Annotated in this window: 22 protein-coding genes and 1 pseudogene; 15 read left to right on the forward strand and 8 right to left on the reverse strand. The window is 44.2% G+C overall.

The window, feature by feature from the left end; all coding sequences use genetic code 11:
* The first annotated feature begins 7 nt into the window (after positions 1-7).
* From KS2013_RS01345 to KS2013_RS12035, 5 genes and pseudogenes are all read left to right on the forward strand, one after another.
* On the forward strand, positions 8-1,102 hold the full coding sequence (locus KS2013_RS01345) for a COX15/CtaA family protein (protein WP_068988652.1): 1,095 nt from the start codon (positions 8-10) through the stop codon (positions 1,100-1,102).
* Positions 1,092-2,006 carry a heme o synthase gene (cyoE, locus tag KS2013_RS01350; protein WP_068988653.1) on the forward strand — a complete coding sequence of 305 codons (915 nt, stop codon included), beginning with the start codon at positions 1,092-1,094 and terminating at the stop codon, positions 2,004-2,006. The genes KS2013_RS01345 and cyoE overlap by 11 nt, the downstream gene beginning before the upstream one ends.
* 36 nt (positions 2,007-2,042) lie before the next feature.
* Positions 2,043-2,711, forward strand: coding sequence for an SCO family protein (locus tag KS2013_RS01355; RefSeq protein ID WP_068988654.1), 669 nt, complete (start codon positions 2,043-2,045; stop codon positions 2,709-2,711).
* 3 nt (positions 2,712-2,714) lie between these two features.
* On the forward strand, positions 2,715-4,091 hold the full coding sequence (locus KS2013_RS01360) for an MATE family efflux transporter (protein WP_068988661.1): 1,377 nt from the start codon (positions 2,715-2,717) through the stop codon (positions 4,089-4,091).
* A 9-nt stretch (positions 4,092-4,100) separates the two neighbouring features.
* Positions 4,101-5,120, forward strand: a pseudogene (locus KS2013_RS12035) (glycosyltransferase family 9 protein).
* On the opposite strand, the gene KS2013_RS01375 reads toward KS2013_RS12035, so the two are convergent.
* Positions 5,074-6,624, reverse strand: a complete 1,551-nt coding sequence (locus KS2013_RS01375) for a lysophospholipid acyltransferase family protein (RefSeq protein ID WP_228703694.1) — start codon at positions 6,622-6,624, stop codon at positions 5,074-5,076. The pseudogene KS2013_RS12035 and the gene KS2013_RS01375 sit on opposite strands and share 47 nt — an antisense overlap.
* Positions 6,625-6,726: 102 nt before the next feature.
* On the opposite strand from KS2013_RS01375, the gene KS2013_RS01380 reads away from it, so the two are divergent.
* The 4 genes from KS2013_RS01380 to KS2013_RS01395 all read left to right on the forward strand — a co-directional run bounded on the left by KS2013_RS01380 (position 6,727) and on the right by KS2013_RS01395 (position 9,133).
* Entirely contained in the window at positions 6,727-7,113 is a 387-nt protein-coding gene (locus KS2013_RS01380) for a DUF423 domain-containing protein (RefSeq protein WP_068988666.1), read from the forward strand.
* Positions 7,106-7,621, forward strand: a complete 516-nt coding sequence (locus tag KS2013_RS01385) for a TIGR02444 family protein (RefSeq protein ID WP_068988669.1) — start codon at positions 7,106-7,108, stop codon at positions 7,619-7,621. Before KS2013_RS01380 ends, KS2013_RS01385 begins: the two co-directional genes overlap by 8 nt.
* Positions 7,622-7,693: 72 nt before the next feature.
* Positions 7,694-8,800: an FKBP-type peptidyl-prolyl cis-trans isomerase gene (locus KS2013_RS01390; RefSeq protein WP_068988672.1), complete on the forward strand. Its 1,107-nt coding sequence runs from the start codon at positions 7,694-7,696 to the stop codon at positions 8,798-8,800.
* 6 nt (positions 8,801-8,806) lie between these two features.
* Entirely contained in the window at positions 8,807-9,133 is a 327-nt protein-coding gene (locus KS2013_RS01395) for a DUF962 domain-containing protein (RefSeq protein ID WP_068988673.1), read from the forward strand.
* Here the strand turns inward: KS2013_RS01395 and KS2013_RS01400 are convergent.
* The 5 genes from KS2013_RS01400 to KS2013_RS01420 form a co-directional block, all read right to left on the reverse strand.
* Positions 9,130-9,360, reverse strand: coding sequence for a helix-turn-helix transcriptional regulator (locus KS2013_RS01400; RefSeq protein ID WP_068988675.1), 231 nt, complete (start codon positions 9,358-9,360; stop codon positions 9,130-9,132). The two genes, KS2013_RS01395 and KS2013_RS01400, sit on opposite strands and share 4 nt — an antisense overlap.
* A gap of 2 nt (positions 9,361-9,362) precedes the next feature.
* Positions 9,363-9,797 (reverse strand): hypothetical protein, encoded by a 435-nt coding sequence (locus KS2013_RS01405; protein ID WP_068988677.1) that lies wholly within the window; start codon positions 9,795-9,797, stop codon positions 9,363-9,365.
* Between the two features lie 142 nt (positions 9,798-9,939).
* A complete protein-coding gene (locus KS2013_RS01410) occupies positions 9,940-10,239 on the reverse strand; it encodes an antibiotic biosynthesis monooxygenase family protein (RefSeq protein WP_068988680.1) in 300 nt (99 codons plus the stop codon).
* Between the two features lie 24 nt (positions 10,240-10,263).
* Positions 10,264-10,776, reverse strand: coding sequence for a disulfide bond formation protein B (locus KS2013_RS01415; RefSeq protein ID WP_068988681.1), 513 nt, complete (start codon positions 10,774-10,776; stop codon positions 10,264-10,266).
* Positions 10,777-10,948: 172 nt separating this feature from the next.
* Positions 10,949-13,273, reverse strand: coding sequence for a Tex family protein (locus tag KS2013_RS01420; RefSeq protein ID WP_068988685.1), 2,325 nt, complete (start codon positions 13,271-13,273; stop codon positions 10,949-10,951).
* Positions 13,274-13,431: 158 nt separating this feature from the next.
* Here KS2013_RS01420 and ompR point away from each other — a divergent pair, with 158 nt between their 5' ends.
* Both ompR and envZ read left to right on the forward strand, forming a co-directional pair.
* The gene (gene ompR, locus KS2013_RS01425; RefSeq protein ID WP_068988688.1) at positions 13,432-14,154 is read left to right on the forward strand and encodes an osmolarity response regulator transcription factor OmpR; all 723 of its coding nucleotides are present in this window, start codon (positions 13,432-13,434) and stop codon (positions 14,152-14,154) included.
* 22 nt (positions 14,155-14,176) lie between these two features.
* The gene (gene envZ / locus KS2013_RS01430) at positions 14,177-15,484 is read left to right on the forward strand and encodes a two-component system sensor histidine kinase EnvZ (RefSeq protein WP_068988690.1); all 1,308 of its coding nucleotides are present in this window, start codon (positions 14,177-14,179) and stop codon (positions 15,482-15,484) included.
* A gap of 2 nt (positions 15,485-15,486) precedes the next feature.
* Here envZ and hslO read toward each other — a convergent pair whose 3' ends face one another.
* Positions 15,487-16,371: an Hsp33 family molecular chaperone HslO gene (gene hslO / locus KS2013_RS01435; protein ID WP_068988692.1), complete on the reverse strand. Its 885-nt coding sequence runs from the start codon at positions 16,369-16,371 to the stop codon at positions 15,487-15,489.
* A gap of 30 nt (positions 16,372-16,401) precedes the next feature.
* The gene (locus KS2013_RS01440; RefSeq protein WP_068988694.1) at positions 16,402-16,782 is read right to left on the reverse strand and encodes an RNA-binding S4 domain-containing protein; all 381 of its coding nucleotides are present in this window, start codon (positions 16,780-16,782) and stop codon (positions 16,402-16,404) included.
* Positions 16,783-16,932: 150 nt separating this feature from the next.
* Between KS2013_RS01440 and gspC the strand changes: the two genes are divergently transcribed.
* The 4 genes from gspC to gspF are packed head-to-tail and all read left to right on the forward strand — an operon-like array spanning position 16,933 to position 22,796.
* A complete protein-coding gene (gspC, locus tag KS2013_RS01445; RefSeq protein WP_068988696.1) occupies positions 16,933-17,892 on the forward strand; it encodes a type II secretion system protein GspC in 960 nt (319 codons plus the stop codon).
* Positions 17,873-20,044 carry a type II secretion system secretin GspD gene (gene gspD / locus KS2013_RS01450; RefSeq protein ID WP_083217850.1) on the forward strand — a complete coding sequence of 724 codons (2,172 nt, stop codon included), beginning with the start codon at positions 17,873-17,875 and terminating at the stop codon, positions 20,042-20,044. Before gspC ends, gspD begins: the two co-directional genes overlap by 20 nt.
* Positions 20,044-21,576 (forward strand): type II secretion system ATPase GspE, encoded by a 1,533-nt coding sequence (gene gspE / locus KS2013_RS01455; protein WP_083217752.1) that lies wholly within the window; start codon positions 20,044-20,046, stop codon positions 21,574-21,576. The genes gspD and gspE overlap by 1 nt, the downstream gene beginning before the upstream one ends.
* Complete coding sequence (gene gspF / locus KS2013_RS01460; protein WP_068988701.1) at positions 21,576-22,796, forward strand: type II secretion system inner membrane protein GspF; 1,221 nt, start codon at positions 21,576-21,578, stop codon at positions 22,794-22,796. Before gspE ends, gspF begins: the two co-directional genes overlap by 1 nt.
* Positions 22,797-22,808 lie beyond the last annotated feature (12 nt).

Here is a 22,808-nt window from a genome sequence, read left to right on the forward strand (position 1 = left end):
GTATCTCATGCAAAAAAGAACATTACATCGATTAGCAATTTTTGGCTGTTTTTTGGCTTTGTGTGTCATATTACTGGGTGCCTGGACCCGCTTAAGCGATGCTGGTTTAGGGTGTCCTGATTGGCCAGGCTGCTATGGCCATTACCTTGTTCCAGATGATGCAGAGTTTATCAACGCTGCAGAACTAAAATATAACCAGAAGTTTGAAGCAGAAAAAGCTTGGCCAGAAATGATCCATCGTTATTTCGCTTCTGGAATTGGTTTATTGATTGTCATACTTTTCATCGGGGCTATAACAGGTCGACGTAAAGATCCGAGCATACCGATTGTTCTGCCGAGTATTCTATTGCCTTTGGTTATATTCCAGGGAATGCTGGGAATGTGGACAGTAACTTTAAAAGTTCATCCATTTATCGTGATGGCACATTTGCTGGGAGGTTTCTCTATTGCCACCTTGCTATTCCTTTATGTGCTTCAGTTGAGACCGAAGATAGTTTCTCTATCTCAGGTTGTGGCAAAGAAATTTAAGAAATTTGCAATGATTGGTCTAGTGCTGGTAGTGGCTCAAATAGCACTGGGGGGCTGGACTGCTTCTAATTATGCTGCTACGGCTTGTACTGAGATGCCTTTATGTAATACCGGATGGACTGATAATGCAGATTTTGCTGGCGCATTTGATTTATGGCAGAAAGGATTTGAGTTTGACGAGTTTAAGCTCCATGAATTAGAAAAAATGCAAGCGGATTTGGCGCACGCGCGCGGTGAAGCTTTCATTAATTATGAAGGTGGTGTGTTACCGCATGATGCTAAAGTAGCTATCCACGTGACGCACAGAATCGGTGCTTACATTGTTTTTGTTGTTATTGGGCTATTAGCCTTGTTATTGATGCGTGAGAGAGACAGCGTACTATTACGTCATCTAGGGCGCGCACTCACGGTCGTTCTATTGGCACAGATGCTTTTGGGTATTAGTAATGTGGTATTTGGTTTACCGCTGTATGTTGCAGTTGCTCATAATGGTGGTGGTGCGATTCTGCTACTAACTCTGATTGCTATCAATTTTGTCGTTAACTGGCAGTTTAGGGGGAAGAATGTCGGCTGAAACTAAATACCGGAATCCTCGACCAATTACTTGGCGAGATTACTACGAGCTGACCAAACCAAAAGTTGTTTATCTGCTGGTTTTTACAGCAGTTGTGGGGATGTTCCTGGCGAATGATGTTACTCAAAACTGGTTTCCTCCTCTGAATGCCTTGATTTTCGGTACTATTGGTATTGCGCTTGCTTCCGGAGCTGCTGCTGTCGTAAATCATGTGGTCGATGCACGAATAGACACTATGATGGCTCGGACACAGCAGCGACCTGTTGCACAGGGTCGGGTTAGCTCGGGCAAGGCTATTGCTTTTTCAGCCGTGCTGGCCACTATTGCCATGGTAATGTTGTGGTTTCTGGTTAACCCGCTCACGGCTATCCTGACGCTAGGTGGTTTAGTTGGCTATGCCTTTATTTACACGATGTTCCTGAAGCGTGCTACGCCACAGAATATTGTTATCGGAGGGCTTTCAGGAGCCATTCCACCATTATTAGGATGGACGTCTGTAACGGGCAGTGCCGATCCCCATGCCTGGCTATTAGTGTTAATTATCTTTACCTGGACCCCGCCACATTTCTGGGCACTGTCGATACATCGAATTGAAGATTACGCTAAAGCAGAAATTCCGATGCTCCCGGTGACGCATGGTGAAGACTTTACCAAAACCTCGATCGTGCTTTATACGGTACTACTGATTTTATCAACACTACTGCCGTATTTAACGCATATGAGCGGCATCATCTATTTGATTGGTGCCGTAGCGCTGGGTATTTGGTTCCTGTATTACACTATGGTTCTTAAATATCGTGAGAAGGAAGGTATAGCCATGAAGACATTTGGGGTCTCCATTGGTTACCTGACTATTCTCTTTGCGGTTCTTTTAATCGATCATTATGTCGATCCTTTTATATAGAAAAGAATTATTGACTGGTTTTAAGTGAGAGTGATTATGACAAAACAACACGGTTCAGCGCGCTTAATTATAATTTTGGTGGCGTTGTTATCTATCGTTATTGGTGTCGTCGGCTATCAGGTATTATTTGCTGAAAAGAAAATGGAGTTGATCCGTAATTTTGACCAGCCCCGTTCTATAGTCGCTTTCGAGGGCAAATCTCATAATGGAGACACTTATACAGAAAGTGATTTCCTGGGACAGTGGAGCATTGTCTTTTTTGGATTTACTACTTGCCCGGATATCTGCCCTACGGCTATGACCAATATTAATGGAGTCATGAAGAATATCGATCCTGAGTTCAAGAAAGACACTCAAGTGGTAATGATGTCAGTTGATCCTGAAAGAGATACCCTGGATAAGCTTGCAAAATATGTTCCGGCCTTTAACCCCGAATTTATAGGCGTTAATGCTGGCTGGGATGAAACACAGAAAGTTGCAAAGTCTGTTGGAGTAAGTTTCTATAAGGTGCCTGTTGAAGGTCGACCTGATGATTACACCATTGACCATACTGCTCGCTGGTTCGTTATTGACCCACTTGGTCGTCGGTATGCCTATATTTCGCCTAATCAGGTTCAGCGAGGTAAAGATCTGATTCAGGTGGTTGCCAGTGATTATAATATATTGCGTGAAAAAGCAGGTGAGCTGCACTCTAACGGACAATAATTTTTGGCTATCTGGTCAATTGCAGACGTCAGGGAAGATTTAAGCGATAGGCAGCAACATCGCAGTACCTGGCGTATTGCAGCCCCGATGTTGCTGTCAAATATGACGGTACCATTGGTTGGGTTGGTTGACTCGGCTGTCATGGGGCACCTTCCCGAACCCTATCATCTGGCTGCGGTAGGTCTTGGCGCAGCATTATTTACCTTCATTGTGTGGACCATGGGATTTCTGCGCATGATCACCACGGGTCTCGTAGCTCAGGCCTATGGCGCTGGTAATCATTATGATATCCGGCAATGGCTCTATCTATCATCCATCCTGGCTTTGTCAGTTGCTCTGTTTACCCTATTACTCAATCCATGGATTATTGACCTGATACTATGGTGGGTTGAGGGGTCGAATGAGGTAGAGCAGAGCGTACTGCTTTATTGGAATACCCGAATCTGGGGCTTGCCATTTACACTGTTGAACGCCGTTATGATTGGTTGGTTTATCGGTATGCAAAATGCCAGAGTGCCATTTGTCATGCTGCTTATCATCAATCTCTGTAATGCTGGGCTGGACTTCTTGTTCGTTCAGGGGTTTGGCATGGCAGTAGATGGGGTAGCTATTGCAAGCGTCATATCGGAGATTCTGGGTTTTATTTACGCCGCTATCTGCTTACGCTCATTGCTAAAAAAATATCCGATAAAAGAAAAGCTTCAGCTAGCATTACTGAAATTAAAGCGTTTGTTACGACTTAATGGGGACTTATTGCTCCGTACCTTATCACTTGAGCTGGTATTTTTTACTATCCATTCACGAGGCGCCGAACTGGGAAATGAAGTGATGGCGGTTAATGCGGTACTGTTGAATTTCCTGTTAGTGATATCTAACGGTCTTGACGGTTTTGCCAACGCAGTAGAGGCGCAGGTTGGGCGTGCTCTGGGACGTGATAGCTGGCGTGAATTCAGGGCAAGCATTAATGTTGGTGGATTCTGGTCAATCATCACCAGTCTGCTTTTTTGTCTGATATTTTTGTTGTTTGTTGATACGTTTATTGGCTGGATTACGGATATAGAATCAGTGCGAAATCAGGCTGAACCATACCATATCTATATTATACTCATCCCTCTGGTGGCTATCTGGGGTTTCTGGCTGGATGGGGTTTTTGTTGGAGCCTCTGCAATTACGACCATGCGAAACTCAATGATATTAGCCGTCGTTATCGGTTTTATTCCGTTATATTTTTTGACCAAGGATTATGGGAATCATGGATTATGGTGGGCCTTCTTCGCTTTCCTTGGAATGCGTGCACTAACTTCATTCTGGTTGTTGTATAAAGGTATTCTTGAGGGGCGTTACATCAGTTTAGAAAGAATTAAAGCTCATCAAATATAGGTTTTGATGATGAATATATTAGTAGTCAGGTTGTCGGCAATTGGGGATTGTACACTCGTACTGCCTGTTATTCGTGCTATTTTGGAGCAAAAGTCAGAGGCCAAGGTGACATGGCTAATCGGCACAGCGGCCTATGAGTTGCTGAAGCACTGCACGCATCCACGTTTGACATATATTGCAACTGACAAACCAAGGTCTATCGCCGACTATTACCGATTAAAGAAAAAGTTAGGCAGTCAATACGATATTCTGATGGCCATGCAGGCAAGTTCCCGGGCTAATTTTATTTACCCTATGGTCAAAGCGAAAAGAAGAATCGGCTTTGATAAGGTTAGAGCCAGGGAGCTGCAGTGGCTTTTCACTAATGAGGTTATTAAATTCAATCTCGAACACTTACATGATAGCTTTTGTCAGTTTGCCCATAGGATTGGGGTTAATACAAATTAGCTGGACTGGCATGTTGATTTGCCACAAGGGGGCACTTATCCGGAATTACCTGAAAAGTTCTGTGTAGTGAATCCAGCCGCGAGCAAGTTAGAGCGTTGCTGGTTTGCTGAAGATTATGCCGCTGTTATTGACTATTGTGCTGAGAGGTATGGGATTCAAGTAGTGATAACAGGAGGTGAGGCAGGTTTTGAGATAGAGCTTGCTTCTAGAGTTGAGGAATTAGTAACGTCTTCAGTCATTAACCTGGTAGGCAAGACAAGTCTCCTGACCTTGGCTGCAATTCTATCAAAAGCAGAGTTCTGTCTGGCACCTGATACTGGCCCCGCGCATATTGCCAATGCAATGAATACACCCGTTATCGGACTTTATGGAGTGGTCTCCAGTCAGTTATCTGGACCGTACCTGTATAAAAAGTATGTGATAGATCGTTTTGAGCATGCAGTAAAAGATATCCTTAAGAAGGATCCAGAACAAATACCATGGCGAACCCGAGTTCACGATCGAAAAGCCATGGCATTGATAAGAAAAGAGGACGTTATGAAGATGATTGATCGGTTGATGGCTGATCAGAGTCCTGAGTAGGTAAATGGTTCAAGCGATTAAGTCTGTACTGTTCATGGAACAACTTACGGCTACTATCGTCAGCATTTAAAAAACCCATTGAATTAATAAACATGTCGATATCTTTCTTTCTTAGCCTTTCCTTCAAGCCCGAGTCATAAAACTTGCACTCTCTGGGATTAAGTAAAATAGGGCTACCGTTGGGCAATAATTGAATATTGCTCTCGCGAATGGAACTCAGCCTTATCCCTTCATTATGAAGCTGAGCTAACCAACTCCCGAGTATTATGGCTGTGGGCTGACGTCTACTGGCTGGTATATGATGTAACGCAACCCCAGGCACTTCTTGATATCGAAGCATATAGGCCTGGCGTTCTGCACAGTAGGTAAACTCCTGTGGTGTAATGGTATAGAAGCCTCGATAGGTAAACTTTGCACAATTATCCAGCATGTGCTCAAGCTCTCTTCGAGTAAGGTCTACTCCCAGGCTGGTCTGTCGGTGGAATACATTAAGCAACTGCTCATCGATGGTGCGTACTAGCTTGGGCATTCCCGCAGACTGGGACAGTATCTTACCTGAATACAATGCTCCATCATGAAGTTTGGAGTCAATCTTTTTAAGCCCAGGAGGCTTTTGGAAATAAATATTTCTCTGACCTTCGGGCAGAGTCTTAAACCGACGGTGAACCCAATAATACTGCTCGGGGGCCTGCATGATACAGGCCTCAAGGATTTTATTGATCATGGTGCAGTCGATTTGATCATCTCCGGTAAATTCAATCTCCGGGAGTACTTCGATAGTCATGACACCTTTGGTGTCTTTATAATAACAAACTGGTAAAACCTTGGCTTTACCCAGTTTTGCAATTCGAGGAGGTGAATTTAAGGTACAGGCAGGTTTCCCAAAAAATGGCGCGAATACGGTACTGTGTCTTCCCATATCCTGATCAGGCATCAGCCATAACCCTTCACCACTTTTTAACCATTTACCAATAGAACGAATATCGTTTCGCCCCATGGTTTTGCTACGGTTATTTCGGCCTTGCTGGATATGCTTGTCCAGTACCGGGTTCTTATTGGGCCGATAGAAGGCTGCAAAGTCCAGGTAATGTGCCATGACTGCGCCTGCAAGCTCAAGACTAGTGGTGTGATAGCCTAAAAAAAGTATTCCTTGCCCTGATTCTCTGGCTTTTTCATAGTGTTCCAGGCCTTTAACCCGGTGATACTTTTTTAATTTGTTAAATGGTTTGTACCAGGCAAGAGCGAGCTCGGCAAAACCTTCCCCAAGTGCAAGGAAGTGCTTTTTTGCCATTGTCTGCCGCTGATCGAATGACTGATTTGGGAAGCAGTAGCGCAAATTCGCCTCCACAATTAAGCGACGACTTTTAATACGATACAGCAGCCTGCCGAGTAAACGGCCGCTGGCTACAACGACCGGGTAAGGGAGTTTGGCAAATAACTTTAGAAGCCCGAAGGCAAAACCAAGTCCAAGTCGGGAAAGTAGTGACGCTTTAGCTTTAGACAAAATAACAAAAAGTTGGTGTTTTCGACATTTTACCGTGTAAAAGACCAATTACAATCATTGCTATCTTTGTCATAATGCAATGGGTCAACAAAGAGACAAAATATGAAGAGAAATTTTTTATTACATGGAGCTATGTTTATGGCTCTCGCAGTAGCTTTAGGAGCTGCGGGGTCCCATGTTTTATCCGCAAAGCTAACGGAAAACTCTTTGCGTCTGTTCACCCTTGGAGTTAATTATCAGATTTACCATGCGTTAGGACTACTGGCTATTGGCATGATCTTTGACCAATACCCTAATCGCAAAACAGTTATCTCTGGCTGGCTGATGTTTGTGGGTATCATTGGCTTTAGTGGCGGTCTGTATTTTTATGCATTAACACTCTCAGAGTGGGTAAGAAGTATCATCCCGGTGGGCGGGCTCTTGCTAATAAGCAGCTGGCTGGTTTTAATACTGGCAATTTTCACAAAGCCAACAAAAACCTATGACTAACCTGGATATTGTTTTAGAAGAAAGAGATATTTCTGCCGCTGACTGGGCTGATGAGTTCTGGGACTGGACTTGTACTGTTTATGCTAATGGTGATGTACAGACTCAGTGTTTAGCGATGCAAAACCGTTTTAATTGTAATGTGAACTTTCTGTTGCTGGCTATCTGGCTTGGTCAGCGTAACTACCTAATCCCCAAAACAGGCTGGGTTTTGTTAATTAAACGTACTGAAAAGTTAAGAGCAGGGGTCAGAAAGCTGAGACAGAAGCGACGTCAGTTAAAGCTCAAAGACCGTGAGAAATACGAGGAATTACTCGATCTTGAGCTGAAGGGTGAGAACCTGGTTCAGGCCAAGGCACTGGAGACTTTGCTCGAGTGTAACCCCTCTATCCTTGAAGAAGTAACAGTCGAGCCCAATCTAATATCCTACGTCCAGGCCACCCGAAGCGGTGATGAAGTAGAAAGTGCTGCAAAGGAATTGGGTGCTTTGGTTCAAAAGTTGAGCGATTAGGCTCGCATTTTGGTTATATGTATGCAAAATGTTATCTTTCTAACTATAAATTAACTATTTGGGGAAACCTCAATGACACATATTTCAATTAAAAAAACAGCTGTAGCTCTGGCGCTAACAGGCGTATTAGTGGCTTGTGATTCAGGTAACGATAAGGTAGCTAACTCTGCCTCTGAAGAGCAGCCGGTAGCTGCAGGCGAAAATCAGACTGTTGAATTTAAAGACCAGTATGAGAAAGCCGCTTACGCAATGGGCGTTAACTTCTCGACACAGATGACTAAAAACTTTGACTCTCTTAAAGAATACGATATTGAGATTAACAAAGACTTGGTTGTACAAGGTATGCGCGATGGTTTCGCTGGCGATGCCAAGATGAGCGAAGAAGAAGTTATGGCGAATATCAATGAATTCCAAACCGCCTTAAACGAAAAAATGAAAGAGCGTCAGGCTGAGCTTGCTGCTGAAGCTAAAGAGCGCGCTGAAGAGAACCTGAAAGCAGGGCAGGCGTTCCAGGCAGATTACGCTGAAAAAGATGGCGTTACAAAAACAGAGTCTGGTTTGCTATACCGTGCTATTACAGAAGTTGAAGGTGGTGAGTCTCCAACCGCTGAAGATGCAGTCCGCGTACACTATCGTGGTACTTTTATTGACGGTGAAGAGTTTGATAGCTCCTATAAGCGTAACCAGCCAATTGATTTCAATTTGAATGGCGTCATTCCTGGCTGGACAGAAGGTCTGCAATATATGACCGTCGGTGATAAATACGAGTTTGTGATCCCTGCTGATTTAGCTTATGGCGAAAATGACCGTGGAAACATTCCAGGTAATTCAACCCTTGTTTTTGAAGTTGAGCTACTGGCTGTTAATCCTACCGAGCCTTATGTTGCTCCTGAAGAAACTATTGAAGAGCAGGCAGAAGAAGCTGTTGAAACTATAGATGAAGCGGCGGAAGAAGCTGGTGATGTGGTTAAAGAAACTGCTGAAGAAGCAAAACAAATAGCCGAAGAAACTGCTGAAGAATTAAAGCAAGATGTTAAAGGCACAGCGCTGGAAGACAGTGTAGAAGAGTCAAAGCAAAAGAGCCTTGATGCTATTGAAACTACAGCTGAAGATGCTGGTGACGCGGTTGAAAAAACTGCTGAAGATGCTAAAAATGAAGTAAATGGCGATAACCAGTAAGGTTATATGGCAGAAAAAGAAATAAAAACATTTTCTGAATTCTGGCCTTATTATCTGGGCGAGCATCGCTTGCCCAGAAATCGTGCCCTTCATTACATCGGTACCGTTTTATCCAGTGTATTGATCATTACTATGCTGGCTTTTCAAATCTGGTGGCTATTACCACTAATTTTAGTTGCTGGTTATGGTCCAGCCTGGATTGGACACTTTTTCCTTGAAAGGAACCGGCCAGCGACATTTACCTATCCTTTATGGTCGTTAGCCGCTGACTATAAAATGTTTTATTTCGCCTTAACCGGGCGATTAAAGAATGAGTGGCCTAAATATTTTTAGTCTCCCATATCTGGCTGGTCAAACTGAAAGATTTCTTCAATTGGTTTATCGAATATACGGGATATCCTAAAAGCTACTTCCAGTGATGGGGAGTATTTTCCTTTTTCTATAGCTGCCACTGTTTGTCGAGTTAATTCAAGGCGTTCAGCCAATTGCTGCTGTGTCATCTCGCCATGTAAAAAACGTAGCGTCTTAATATTATTGTTAAGCAAAGCGGGTCTCGTCATAACTAAACTCCGCGACGAAAAAGAACCAGCTGACAGCTATAATTAATAATTTCAGCAACAACAAAAATAATAAAGACAAAGTAAACGCTTAAGAATGGAATCTGGAAAATAATACTAAGGGCAAGGTAACCGATTAGGATAAAGCCCAGCACGTGACTCGAATAGTAGCTGGATTTTAGCGTAATGAGTTTTTCTCTCTCATCAGATTTGGTATTGGCCTCCCTGCGATTGTGTAACGCTACCCAGGTATGGCCAATCACTTCAATCAGTATAAAGATAAGAATAGCGAACCAAAGGGGTTTCACCTCTAATATAGATTCCTCAAAACCACTAAAAAAGGGCCAGATTATTATCAGGGTATACGCCAGAAGTAGAGCCAACGCGCCAATATGAATGGCGGCACTTTTCTCTCTGAAAGATAACTCTTTGAAGAACATTATCAAAACTCCTTGTACAAAATATAGATAATGTAGTGTTAGCTATATTTAACATTATGTCAAATATATTTTCCATGAAGGGTTTTTAGGGGCAAAAAAAACGCCAGCAAAAGGGCTGGCGGTTTTGATAATAACTAACAAATCAATCTTTCTTTAAATTGGTGGCTTCCAATACCATGATTTTTTCATCCTTCTCTAATAAGGGACGTATTTCTTCAAGAAGGTCCAGGCGTTCTTCTGAATCAGCCCAAACTTCCCAGGTGTCGAAAGAATCCCAGCAGGACATGACTATGACCTGGTTGGGGTGTTCTTTGACGTGAAAAATTTCTCCGGATAAAAAGCCCGGCATATTGCTGGCTTTGTTTTTTGCTTGGCGAATCAGTGTATGATAGTCGTCGAGCTTACCATCGAGAATGTTGCGCTCAATAATAATACGAACCATTAGGACACCTAACTATTGTGTTGGTTAGAAGGGTTTTGGTTTTTGGAGTGACTGAAACAGTCTTAAGCCAATTACCAAGGTTGCAATAATAAATATAATCAGCATCCACTCAGGCATGGATAATCCAATAAAGTTCCAACTGATCTTAGCGCATTCACCGTCACCCGCCAATACGGTTTGGATTACTTCCATGAAAGGTAGCATATCCATCAGGTTTTCTAACGGGGCACCGCAGGCCGGAACCTCATCTTCAGGTAAGTGTTGTAAATATACATGTCGACCTGAAATAATTATACCGCCAATTGAGGGTAATAGCGCGAGGATTTGATAAGTCCGATTGGCCCATGAATGACGCTTCGGATTGTGAATTGCATTTATTAATAAGACAGCACCCAGGGCTATGACCATGACGCGCTGAAAAATACATAAAGGGCAAGGCTCTAAGCCATCAACATATTGAAAATATAGGGCTGTTACGATGAGCTGGTAGCATATAAATGCGCCCAGAAAATTCCAGCCTCGACCATTCAGATTCATGAGTTTGACTCTTTGTTAGACTCTTATTTGAGCAAACGATTTAGCGCACAGTACATGGACTTTGAATAAAGTTCAAGTAGTTATGCGCCTATCGCTCATTACGCTATAACCCTCATCAGGCCAAGCTTTGATAAATCCTGCTATAATTTCAATAGCTTAGATTCAATACTTATTATTTATCCTTCTTCAGTGCCGCTGTGAGGGCATCTGCAAAAGCGCCCTGGGGCTGTTTGTTTTGCTTTTTGCGGCCGGACATAGCCTTAGTCTTGTTGCTGGACCTGTTAGTTTTTGGCTGAGCCTGTCCCTGGGTGTCAGGTCCTACCATGGATAAGCTGATACGTTTGCGCTGCTTGTCAACGTCCAGTACCCAGACCCGCACAATATCACCAGCCTTAACTACTTCACTAGGGTCTTTAATGAATTTGTTAGCCATTGCAGATAGGTGTACCAGACCATCCTGATGAACTCCGACATCGACAAAAGCACCAAAAGCAGTAACGTTAGTAACAACCCCTTCAAGCTCCATCTTTGGTTTTAAATCATTGAGCGTTTCTACTCCATCTTTATATTGAACCATGCGGAACTCAGGGCGAGGGTCGCGCCCAGGCTTATCCAGCTCTTTTAGAATATCGTTGATTGTGTGCTCACCAAACTTATCGTCAGTGTAGTCTTTTGCTGTAATCTGTTTTAATTGTTTGTCGTTGCCAATCAGTTGGTGGATATCCTGAAGTTGTAAATCCTTAATGATTTTCTCAACGATAGGATACGTTTCAGGGTGAACACCTGAGCTATCCAGTGCGTTGTCACCATCGGTGATACGTAAGAAGCCAGCTGCCTGTTCGAAGGTTTTTGGACCCATACGTTCGACTTCCAGTAACTGCTGACGAGAATTGAAGCGGCCGTGCTCATTGCGCCAGTTGTAAATATTTTGTGCCAGAGTTTTGCTAAGACCTGATACACGAGTCAATAGCGGAACTGAGGCCATGTTAAGATCGACACCGACGGCATTCACACAGTCTTCAACAACCCCTTCAAGGCTTCTAGCTAACTGGCTTTGGCTGACATCATGCTGATATTGACCTACGCCAATAGACTTTGGCTCAATTTTCACCAGTTCAGCTAGAGGATCCTGTAGTCGACGAGCAATTGAAACCGCACCACGATAGCTAACATCCAGATCGGGGAACTCTTTAGCCGCTAGTTCAGATGCGGAATAAACTGAAGCGCCTGCTTCACTGACCATAATTTTTTGTAGCTTAAGCTGAGGAGCCTTCTTCATTAACTCAGCAACCAGCTTGTCGGTTTCTCTGGAAGCCGTTCCGTTTCCGATACTGACTAATTCCACCTTATGCATTTCGCACATGGTTTCAAGCTTACGTAGAGACTGATCCCACTGTTTCTGCGGGGCATGAGGGAAAATGGTGCTGTGAGCAAGAAGTTTACCCGTATCATCCACAATCACGGCTTTAACGCCAGTACGCAGGCCGGGGTCTAACCCCATAGTAGTTTTGGCACCAGCAGGAGCGGCCATTAATAAATCATTAAGGTTTTTAGCGAAAATTCGGATCGCTTCAGTTTCCCCTAATTCACGAACTTTGGTCAATAGCTCCGTCTCCATATAAAGGTGGAGTTTAATCTTCCAGGTCCATAGAACTACTTGCTGTAGCCATTTGTCTGCTGCGCGGCCCTGGTCGTGAATATTGAAATGCTGAGCTATCATGCCGATGCAAGGATCTGCAGCGTCTTCATCCTTGACCAGGCGTTGGTTTGAAACCATTTGTAGCGATAGAATATTTTCGTTACGACCCCTCAACAAGGCTAGAATGCGGTGTGATGGAATGGCATTGAATGCTTCATTGTGATCGAAGTAATCAGAAAATTTGATGCCTTCTTTTTCTTTTCCTTCAATGACCTTTGCCTGTATATAAGCATTTTCCCATAAATACTCGCGAAGCTGTTTTAGCAAGTCTGCATTTTCTGCAAACTCTTCCATCAGAATTTGACGCGCACCATCCAAGGCATCTTTGGTGGTAGCGATGTTCTTATCTTTTTCATCGCTTTCCTGTAGATATTTCTCGGCTTCTTTTTCAGGATTGAGTGTGGGATCTTGCCATAAAGCATGAGCAAGAGGCTCCAATCCTGCCTCGCGCGCAATTTGCGCTTTGGTACGACGCTTAGGTTTATAGGGAAGGTATAAGTCCTCCAGCTCACTCTTGGTATCTGCGCTTTTAATGGATGCTTCGAGTTCAGGTGTCAGCTTTTCCTGTTCCTCTATGCTTTTAAGGATAGCGCTGCGACGTTCTTCCAGTTCTCTGAGGTAGCCCAATCTCTGTTCCAGATCCCTCAGCTGGGTATCATCCAGAGCACCGGTTACTTCTTTACGGTAACGCGCGATAAATGGAACGGTTGAGCCTTCATCAAGAAGTTTGACCGTTGCTTCGACTTGCTGAGGACGAATATTTAGCTCTTGAGCTATTTGCTGGTTAATTTGTAACATCTTATTTGTGAGTATTGGGAAAAATATGACGGCATAGTATAGTGCTTGTGGATAATTGAAAAAAGCCTAAATTGGGTATTCTGTGGAGCTTCTATGCGCAGGTATCACATTTAGAGATATAATTTTAAGGGTTTTTGGGGAAGTGTAGGAACTAGGCCATGACTGAAGAAACACCAAAAGTATTAGTAGTTGATGATGATGTGCGTTTAAGAAGCTTACTTGAGCGTTACCTCAAGGAGCAGGATTTCATCGTTCGCACGGTAGAAAATGCGGAACAAATGGATCGCTTTTTAGAGCGAGAAAACTACCATTTAATGGTATTGGATCTGATGCTGCCCGGTGAAGATGGTTTGTCTATCTGTCGTCGCCTACGCTCACAGAACAATCCAATCCCGATTATCATGCTTACCGCTAAGGGTGATGAAGTGGATCGCATTGTGGGTTTAGAGGTCGGCGCTGATGATTATTTGGCGAAGCCATTTAACCCAAGAGAGTTGCTTGCTCGAATTCGAGCCGTTCTCCGTCGACAGGCAAAGCATATACCCGGTGCCCCGAGTAACTCCGAGTCAGTTATCAGCTTTGGACGATTTACTTTAAACCTGGCAACTCGTGAAATGACCGATGACGGAAAGTCTATTTCCTTAACCAGTGGTGAGTTCGCAGTCCTTAAGTCGTTAGTTGAACATGCACGACAGCCCCTGTCTCGGGATAAATTAATGAATCTAGCTCGTGGTCGAGACTATTCAGCACTTGAGCGAAGTATTGATGTTCAGGTGTCCCGTTTACGACGTTTGATCGAAGAAGATCCGGCCCATCCGCGTTATATACAGACAGTCTGGGGTGTTGGTTATGTCTTTGTACCAGACGGTGGTGAAGCCTGATCCTTAATATAAGATCCAGCTAATGCGAATTTTACCGAAAACTGCGTTTGGACGTATTGCCTTTCTGGTCGGCGTACTTCTGCTCATCAATCAGTGGGTATCTTACCTGACAATTTCATGGTACGTGGCACAGCCTTCTATGAAGCAGTTGGTGCAGTTAATTTCGTCTGATGTCAAAACAGCTCTTACAATGCAAGACTTGGAGCTGGAGGGCAAAATGTCGAATGAGGTACGAGTTGAAATCATGGCTGACCAGCGTATTCAGATGATTTCTACTCGTATGGGCGAGCCAAAGCAGCTTCGTGAGGCGCGCTTATATACCGTGTTAACATCTCAGCTAGCCGAAAGCCTCGGGGTGGCAGAAGACAGCACCGAGATGCGGGTCGAAGAGTCAGATCAAATTTATTACTGGATCAAGTCACCCCGACACAGCAACGTTTGGTTCCGCATCGCCATGGAGCCTTTTGAAGGCTTCTATATTCATCCGCCGCTGGTTTATTTTACTGCAATCCTATTGCTTAGTTTGTTGGGTGGATGGATATTCACCAAGCAAATCAGTCGCCCATTACGTCGCTTGGAGTTCGCTGCCCGAGAAATTGGCCGCGGTGACAATCCAGGGCAATTAAAGGAAGAGGGACTGGAAGAAATGGTGACGGTGACCCGAGCTTTTAATCAGATGGCGCGAAACGTCCAGCAGCTTGAAGAAGATCGAACCATGCTCTTGGCAGGTGTGTCCCATGATCTGAGAACACCCTTAACCCGTATTCGCCTGTCGACTGAATTTATGAGCGATGATGAGGAAGAGGTGCGAGAAGGCATTATCCGTGATACAGAGGATATGGATCAGATTATCGATCAGTTTATTTCTTTCGTGCGGGATGGCCGTGATGAACGGGACCAGGTTGGTGATATCAATGCTCTGGTTGAAGATTGTGTTAAATCTGTTCGTCTACAGACTCAGGATATTAGCTATAACCTTGCTGATATGCCTGCTGTATCCTTCAAGCCAATGGCGATGAAACGTTTGGTCACTAACCTTATCATGAATGGATTAAAATACGCAGGAGCTCCGCTTCATGTAGAAACCAAGCTGGTGGATAATATGGTCAGAGTATCGGTCTTTGATGAGGGGCCGGGTATTGATGAAAAGGAAATCGAGCGCTTATTCCAGCCTTTCTCTCGAGGTAACAGTGCTCGTAGTGGTGGTGGCTCAGGTCTGGGTTTAGCTATCGTACAGAGAATTGCAGAACTGCATAAAGGACATGTTAGATTAATTAATCGCCCTGAAGGCGGGCTGGAAGCTCGGCTAGAGTTCCCAGCCAATCGTTAATATCAGTTGACGCTGTCACTCGGAGCGTTGCTACTTAACAGCGTCATGATGTCATCCTCACTGAAAACTTCTTTACTGCTGCAAAAGTCACATATCAGTTCCAGTTGTCCACCACTTTCCTTAACCATATTGACTAACTCGGAAGGCTCAATGGTACTTAGCGCTCTTTCATTGCGTTGGCGGGAACAGCTACACTGAAACTCAATGCTCTTCTCTGGGTAGAGCGTTACCTCATCCTGATGGAACAGCCGGTACAGTATTTCCTGATGGCTTAGGTTAAGCGCTTCGTTAGCTTCCAGCGTTTCAGCTAAGGTTTTTACGTGCTCAAAGGCACCAGCCTTATCTTCGGGTGATATATCCTGTTGCGAGTTTGCTGGCAGAGCCTGTAAAAATAAGCCGGTCACCTTATTATCATTCACATAAAGCTGGATTGAAGTTGGCAACTGTTCTGAGCGAGCAAAGTAGTCTTCAAGACATTCAGCCAGGTTTTGGTTTTCTAAGGGCACAACACCTTGATAGCGCTGGCCTTCTTCTGGCTCGATGGTAATAGCCATTTGACCATTCTGGGTCCAGTTTGGGAAGTTAAGTTCGGAACCATCGTTACTTTCATTGGTGTGCATCAAGCCACGAATATGACCCTGATGATCACACTCTGTGAGTAATAACTTAACGGTCGACGGGCTCTGCAATTGAAGGGCTATTTTTCCTTTTATCTTAATGATCTCAGCCATTAAAGCATTGGCCGCAAGAGCTTGCCCTAGTAACTGACGTTCAGCCTTAGGGTACTGGTGTTGCTCAACTATAGTTTGATAGCTCTGTTCGAGAGTAATGACTTCGCCACGGATTGGGAGTTTTGCAAATGTGAATCGTTGAATTGTATCTGACATATATTATCCGGTTAACTCTGTAGCTGTTTGTTAATTTTGATCGCGTTTGAATCGATGTATTTGACGCCTTTGTCGTTTGTCAGGCTTGCCTTCGGTTTTTGGCATAGATTGTCTCTGTACCGCGAGGGCTTCTCGCTTCTTGATACTTTCGTCGGTTTCTTCGTAAAGAGTCTGCGCAATTTTCGCTGGTCCACGCTGTGAAGACAAGTCTTTTACTATGACGGTTTTTTCATTAAAACCCTGTCGGATTTTAAGTGTCATTCCGACGGTGACGGCGCGACTGGCTTTGCCTTTTACTCCGTCACAATGGACTTTACCTCCATCGATCGCTTCTTTGGCAATGGAGCGCGTTTTAAAAAAACGGGCAGCCCATAACCACTTGTCTAACCTCACAAAATTGTCAGCTGTCATCTTGAACCTTACTAATCTTTACAGTATCTTAGCTTGCTTTTCCACAGTTTCAGTGGGAATATGCTTATTATAAGCTATCTCAAAGAAAGATAGCTAAACAAATGACTTGGGACTTTTGTTGGGAGTACGGAAACGGGCACATATAATACCATGAACGTAACGTCGAAAAACTTTACACAGTTTGTGCAACAGCGGGGTAGGTTAATTGCACGAATTGTTGCTCTAGTACTAGGGGTGATCTGCCTCTATGTCTTAGCGAAATTAGTCTGGTTATGGGTGGATTATTTCCAGCCAATGCCAGCGGTCACCCCTGTTAATACAGCTCCTATTCCTGATAAGCAGCCTACCGTCAATATTGAGCGGATTGCGGCCATGCATTTATTTGGCGAAGCTAACGCACCCGTCGAGCAACAGGTTGAAGCGGAAGAAACCAAGCTGAACCTTAAACTATTGGGTACTTATGTATCTGATGATGACAATGTCAGTAGCGCTATAATTCAGTCCAATGGTAGCCAAGAGGATGTGTACTTTATAGGTGATAAGCTAAAGGTACGAGGTAATGTGACCCTGCACCAAGTAGAGACCTTGAAAGTTATTATTAAGAATGGTGGTAAGTTTGAGACTCTAACGCTACTAGAGCAACTAAATAAACAAGTATTATCGACAGCAAAAAAGCCTGAGCTGTCAGAAAGTCAGGAACGGACGATTGATAAACGACGTGACGTCAGGTTAAGCCGTGAATTGTCCGAGATGAAACAGAAACTGTATGAAAATCCTCAGTCCTTCATGGATGTGGCGCGTGTAGAGCGAGTCATAGGGGCTGATGGTCAGGTAAGCGGTTATAAAGTGGCTCCTGGGAAAGACCCTAGAATGTTTACCCGTCTCGGGTTACGCCGAAACGATGTGATTACATCAGTCAATGGACAACCGCTAAACGATAAAGATTTAATGGGAATGTTAACCGAGTTAAATAGCGCTCAATCTGTAGAGGTTACTATTGAGCGTAATGGGCAGCCTGTAACATTATTACTGGGCTTTTCAGATTTAAGTAATCAACGCCCACAGCCGAACTTAAATGAGAGAGATGGCAATGCTAGACAAATTAGGTAGTCAGGATCATAACAAGCAACAAAGAACCCAGTGGAGACACGGAGTGACTATGGGATTATGTGCCTTGTCGTTACTTCTGTCTTCTGCCATGGTCAAAGCAGAGCGTTTGAATGTACGTGATGCTGATATTCGGGAGGTCGTCGAAACGGTAGCTCGAATCACGGGCAAGACCATGATTGTAGACCCGCGAGTCAAAGGGTTAAAAGTTACTATCATTTCAAATAATGATTTCAGTAAGGAAGAAATTTATAACCAGTTCGTATCAACGCTGCAGATTCATGGATTTCAGGCAATCGAAAATAACGGTGTGATTAAGATCGTTCAGGATCAAAAGGCACGTTATGAGGCCTCTCCGGTTAATGTCAAAAATCCACAAAGTTATGGTGACAGAGCTATTACACAGGTTATCCCTGTGCAAAATGTTGACGCGCAGCAGATTATGAATGTACTGCGTCCGTTAGTTTCGCCACAGTCGGGGCATCTATTTGCGGTACAGGGTACTAACACTTTAATTCTGCATGATTCTGCTTCGAACGTAGAGCGTATTACCCAGATTATTGAGCGCACGGATAAGGCGAACGATGAAGAGATAGAAGTAATACCGTTACAACACGCTTCGGCCAGTGAAATTGTCCGTATTCTGGAAAGTCTGGATCGCGCGGGACAGCAAGAGAGAGTTAATCAGGTTAAAGCGCCGCGCTATGTAGCGGATGAGCGGACAAACAGTATTTTATTAAGTGCTGGTCAGCGTCAGCGTGTCCGACTTCGTGCTTTAATTCATAGCCTTGACCGTCAGCTGGACAGTACCGGTAACACAAAAACAGTGTTCCTCAAATACGCTAAGGCTGAGCAGGTGGCCGACGTTTTACAAGGTGTTGGTGAAATAAAGAAAAAAGAAGAGGCGGCTAATGCTGGACGAGCAGGTGCCGGGGCTGCTTCAGGCACGGCTGCTAAGAAAGCGTTGTACTCGGTACAGTTCCATGAAGAAACGAATTCCTTAGTACTAACTGCTCCACCCGATATCATGCGTGAGTTTGAGTCGATTATCCGCAGTCTGGATATTCGCCGTAAACAAGTTCATGTCGAAGCAATCATTGTCGAGATTTCAGATACCAAGGCAAAAGAGCTGGGCATCCAGTGGCTGTTTTCTCCGAGTGGCTCGGGTACGCAACCAGCAGGTATTATCAACTTCGATAATACAGGAACCTCGATTGGCCAGGTAGCTGGAGGTGCTATTGCAGCACGTGGCCAGGAAGAGGAAGTCTTTACTCGTGATCCTGAAACCGGAGCCATTACAGGGACTGAAACTATCACAACTGGTGGTGATAATGGTGCAGCATTGGCTGAGGTTCTCGGCGGATTGCAGGGTGCCGGTTTAGGTATTGCACGCATGAGTCAGACGGGTGTCAGCTGGGCAGCCTTTATTAAGGCGCTTGAAGGTGTAACCGACTCTAATACCTTGGCTCGTCCGAGTATCACTACCTTGGATAATGTCGAGGCTATATTTAAAGCTGGTCAGGAAATACCGATTATTACTGGCTCAACCTTAGGCAGTGGTAATACGAACCCTTTCCAGAGTGTTGATCGTAAAGATGTGGGTGTGATGTTGAAAATTACACCGCAAATTAATGAAGGCAATTACGTTCGTCTGGATATTGAACAGGAAGTATCATCACTTGCTGGTACTACGGCGGTAGACGTTGTCACTAACAAACGTGAAGTGAAAACATCCGTTCTGGTACCAGATGGCGGCATGGTGGTTTTGGGTGGATTGATTGATGATGATATACAGGAAAGCTCGCAGAAAGTGCCTCTATTAGGTGACATACCCATTATTGGTCATGCCTTTAAGTCGCAGCGAACTCAAAAGATTAAGCGTAACCTGATGGTGTTTATCCATCCGCGAGTGTTGAAAGATGATAAAGATTTACGCGAAATTAGTAATGCTAAATATAGTTATATGAGAGCTCAACAGATTGAGCAGGCGAACCGTGGTATTAGTTTAATGCCAAGCGCTGAGTCGCCAATCATGCCAACATACGATGAGGCTTTGGTGTTACCCCCAAGTTTCGAAGAGTATCTCGATAATGAGAAGCTACTGGAAAATGGTGAAGAAAATACCGAGTCTACCTCAGAGGAAGGTGAAGACTAATGTCTGAGCTAGTTGAAAATAATACAGCCTTAGAGTCTGAAGTTAAGCCAACGGTAGAGGCTGGACGCTTCCGTGCCATGCCGTTTAGCTTTGCCAAGAGACATGGTGTATTTTTAACAGAGAGTGATGATGGAATAAAATGCTTCATGCGAGATGATGCTTCACCTCAGGCGCTCCTGGAAGTTCGCCGTCATTACCCGCTGTCCTTCAACTTAGAGCGTTTAGACGCAGAATCATTTGAAAAAGAACTGAGTGCTTACTATCAATCAGGAACCACAGACGCACGTCAGACCATGGAAGACCTTGGTGATGAAATGGATCTGTTTCGTTTGGCCGAAGAGTTACCCGAAACGGAAGATCTTTTAGAAGCTGAAGATGATGCTCCAATTATTAAGTTAATCAACGCATTATTGACGGAGGCAATTAAAGAAAATGCTTCCGATATTCATATTGAAACCTTTGAGAAAAGCCTGTCTGTACGTTTCCGTATTGATGGGGTGTTGCGTGAGGTATTGCAACCTAGCCGAAAATTGGCGCCATTGCTGGTTTCACGTATTAAAGTTATGGGCAAGCTGGATATTGCTGAAAAGCGAATTCCACAGGATGGACGAATTGCACTGAGAATTGCAAATCGTGCGGTAGATGTGCGTGTATCAACGATGCCCTCCAGTTTTGGTGAGCGAGTGGTATTACGTCTTTTGGATAAGGAAGCGGGGCGGCTGGAGTTCGAACATCTGGGAATGCAGCATGACATCAGAGAGTTGATGAAAGATATACTGCACAAGCCTCATGGAATTATCCTGGTTACCGGCCCCACCGGTTCCGGTAAAACAACCACCCTGTATGCTGGTTTATCACTGCTTAACAACACATCCAGAAATATTTTAACGGTGGAAGACCCTATTGAGTACTTAATCGATGGTATTGGCCAGACTCAGGTCAATCCAAAGGTTGATATGACTTTTGCTCGTGGTTTGCGAGCAATCTTGCGCCAGGATCCGGACGTGGTGATGATAGGTGAGATTCGTGATCTGGAAACGGCTCAAATTGCCGTTCAGGCAAGTTTAACCGGTCACCTGGTGCTGTCTACCTTACACACCAATACTGCGATTGGTGCGGTAACCCGTATGCAGGACATGGGGGTTGAGCCGTTTTTATTATCTTCAAGTATATTGGGTGTGCTAGCTCAGCGTCTGGTTCGTAAACTTTGTAATGAGTGTAAACAACCTGCCATTGCTAATGAAAAAGAGTGTGAGTTGATGGGTTTTGATCCACAGGAACCTCCAACAATTTTTCACCCGGTTGGATGTGAACATTGTAACCAGCAAGGATTTCGTGGGCGTCAAGGTATATATGAACTGGTTCTGATCGACGATCAGATGAGAACCATGATCCATAATAATAGTAGTGAACAGGAAATGGAGCGTCATGCTCGCCAGTCTACGCCAAGTATTCGCGCTGATGGCCGTCAGCGTGTGGTTGACGGTATAACCACAGTCGAAGAAGTCCTACGCGTTACTCGGGAGGACTAATGGCTGCTTTTGAATTCGTTGCGCTTGATCCCAAGGGCAAACAAAAAAAAGGTGTGCTTGAAGGCGATACAGCTCGGCAGATCCGCCAACAACTCCGTGAGAAAAGTTTAACCCCGCTGGAAGTTAATCATGTTGGAGATAGCGTCAGCCGCAAAGAAAAAGGTGGTGGATTTTTCGGGCCAAAAATCAGTGTATCTGATTTAGCGCTGATTACCCGTCAGCTTGCAACATTAGTCAAAGCTGCTTTACCAATTGAAGAGGCGCTTAAAGCGGTTGCTGATCAAACGGATAAGTCAAAAGTAAAAACCATCATTCTCGGTGTCCGTTCCAAAGTAATGGAAGGTCATACTCTGGCTGATGGTTTGTCAGATTTTCCCAGTGTATTCAATGAGCTTTACCGTTCTATGGTTGCAGCGGGCGAGCGAGCAGGTCATCTGGATAAAGTATTAAATCGACTGGCGGACTATACTGAGCGTCGTCAGAAGATCAGTAGCAAAGTTTCAGCTGCCATGGTTTACCCCATTGTTTTGATCTTGGTTGCTATTGGTGTTGTCGCAGGCCTGATGGTTTTTGCAGTTCCTAAAGTAGTAGAACAGTTCCAGAATATGGGGGAAGAATTACCTACCATAACTAAAGTTTTGATTGGTATTAGTGACTTTACAATTTCCTACGGACTGTATGTATTGGTACTGCTGATATTAGGCTTTATTGGTGCCAAGATGTGGTTACGAAAAGAAGAGAATAAGCTTAAATGGCACCGGGTAATACTTCGAATGCCGGTTATAGGTCGGTTATCCAGTAATTTGAATACCGCTCAGTTCTCCAGCACACTGAATATCCTTCACTCCAGTGGCGTACCTTTACTTGAGGCGATGAACATTGGTGGTAAGGTTCTGTCTAATTTAAAGATGCGAAAAGCTATTCAGGAGGCGGCTGTTAAAGTTCGCGAGGGTGGCAGTCTTAAGATGGCTTTACAGCAAACCGGACAATTCCCACCAATGATGATTCATATGATTGGTAGTGGTGAGGCATCCGGTGAGTTGGAGCATATGCTGGAACAGGTGTCTGACAACCAGGAAGGATTGTTCGAAAATAGTATTGATGTGGCTCTGAATATCATGGGGCCACTGATTATTTTAGGGTTAGGGGCGATGGTAATGTTTATTGTTGCAGCAATGATGCTGCCGATATTCCAGTTAACTAACTCCATTACAGGTTAATTTTAAAGAGAT

Source organism: Kangiella sediminilitoris, from assembly GCF_001708405.1.
Lineage (GTDB): Bacteria > Pseudomonadota > Gammaproteobacteria > Enterobacterales > Kangiellaceae > Kangiella > Kangiella sediminilitoris.

Bases quoted from the DNA above. Each gene is read 5' to 3' on its own strand.
- gspE (WP_083217752.1), top strand. From the start codon at position 20,044: ATGTCTGAGCTAGTTGAAAATAATACAGCCTTAGAGTCTGAAGTTAAG.
- KS2013_RS01380 (WP_068988666.1), top strand. From the start codon at position 6,727: ATGAAGAGAAATTTTTTATTACATGGAGCTATGTTTATGGCTCTCGCA.
- KS2013_RS01385 (WP_068988669.1), top strand. From the start codon at position 7,106: ATGACTAACCTGGATATTGTTTTAGAAGAAAGAGATATTTCTGCCGCT.
- KS2013_RS01410 (WP_068988680.1), bottom strand. From the start codon at position 10,239: ATGGTTCGTATTATTATTGAGCGCAACATTCTCGATGGTAAGCTCGAC.
- envZ (WP_068988690.1), top strand. From the start codon at position 14,177: ATGCGAATTTTACCGAAAACTGCGTTTGGACGTATTGCCTTTCTGGTC.
- ompR (WP_068988688.1), top strand. From the start codon at position 13,432: ATGACTGAAGAAACACCAAAAGTATTAGTAGTTGATGATGATGTGCGT.
- hslO (WP_068988692.1), bottom strand. From the start codon at position 16,371: ATGTCAGATACAATTCAACGATTCACATTTGCAAAACTCCCAATCCGT.
- gspD (WP_083217850.1), top strand. From the start codon at position 17,873: ATGCTAGACAAATTAGGTAGTCAGGATCATAACAAGCAACAAAGAACC.
- gspC (WP_068988696.1), top strand. From the start codon at position 16,933: ATGAACGTAACGTCGAAAAACTTTACACAGTTTGTGCAACAGCGGGGT.
- KS2013_RS01355 (WP_068988654.1), top strand. From the start codon at position 2,043: ATGACAAAACAACACGGTTCAGCGCGCTTAATTATAATTTTGGTGGCG.
- gspF (WP_068988701.1), top strand. From the start codon at position 21,576: ATGGCTGCTTTTGAATTCGTTGCGCTTGATCCCAAGGGCAAACAAAAA.
- cyoE (WP_068988653.1), top strand. From the start codon at position 1,092: ATGTCGGCTGAAACTAAATACCGGAATCCTCGACCAATTACTTGGCGA.
- KS2013_RS01395 (WP_068988673.1), top strand. From the start codon at position 8,807: ATGGCAGAAAAAGAAATAAAAACATTTTCTGAATTCTGGCCTTATTAT.
- KS2013_RS01390 (WP_068988672.1), top strand. From the start codon at position 7,694: ATGACACATATTTCAATTAAAAAAACAGCTGTAGCTCTGGCGCTAACA.
- KS2013_RS01400 (WP_068988675.1), bottom strand. From the start codon at position 9,360: ATGACGAGACCCGCTTTGCTTAACAATAATATTAAGACGCTACGTTTT.
- KS2013_RS01440 (WP_068988694.1), bottom strand. From the start codon at position 16,782: ATGACAGCTGACAATTTTGTGAGGTTAGACAAGTGGTTATGGGCTGCC.
- KS2013_RS01420 (WP_068988685.1), bottom strand. From the start codon at position 13,273: ATGTTACAAATTAACCAGCAAATAGCTCAAGAGCTAAATATTCGTCCT.
- KS2013_RS01405 (WP_068988677.1), bottom strand. From the start codon at position 9,797: ATGTTCTTCAAAGAGTTATCTTTCAGAGAGAAAAGTGCCGCCATTCAT.
- KS2013_RS01415 (WP_068988681.1), bottom strand. From the start codon at position 10,776: ATGAATCTGAATGGTCGAGGCTGGAATTTTCTGGGCGCATTTATATGC.
- KS2013_RS01345 (WP_068988652.1), top strand. From the start codon at position 8: ATGCAAAAAAGAACATTACATCGATTAGCAATTTTTGGCTGTTTTTTG.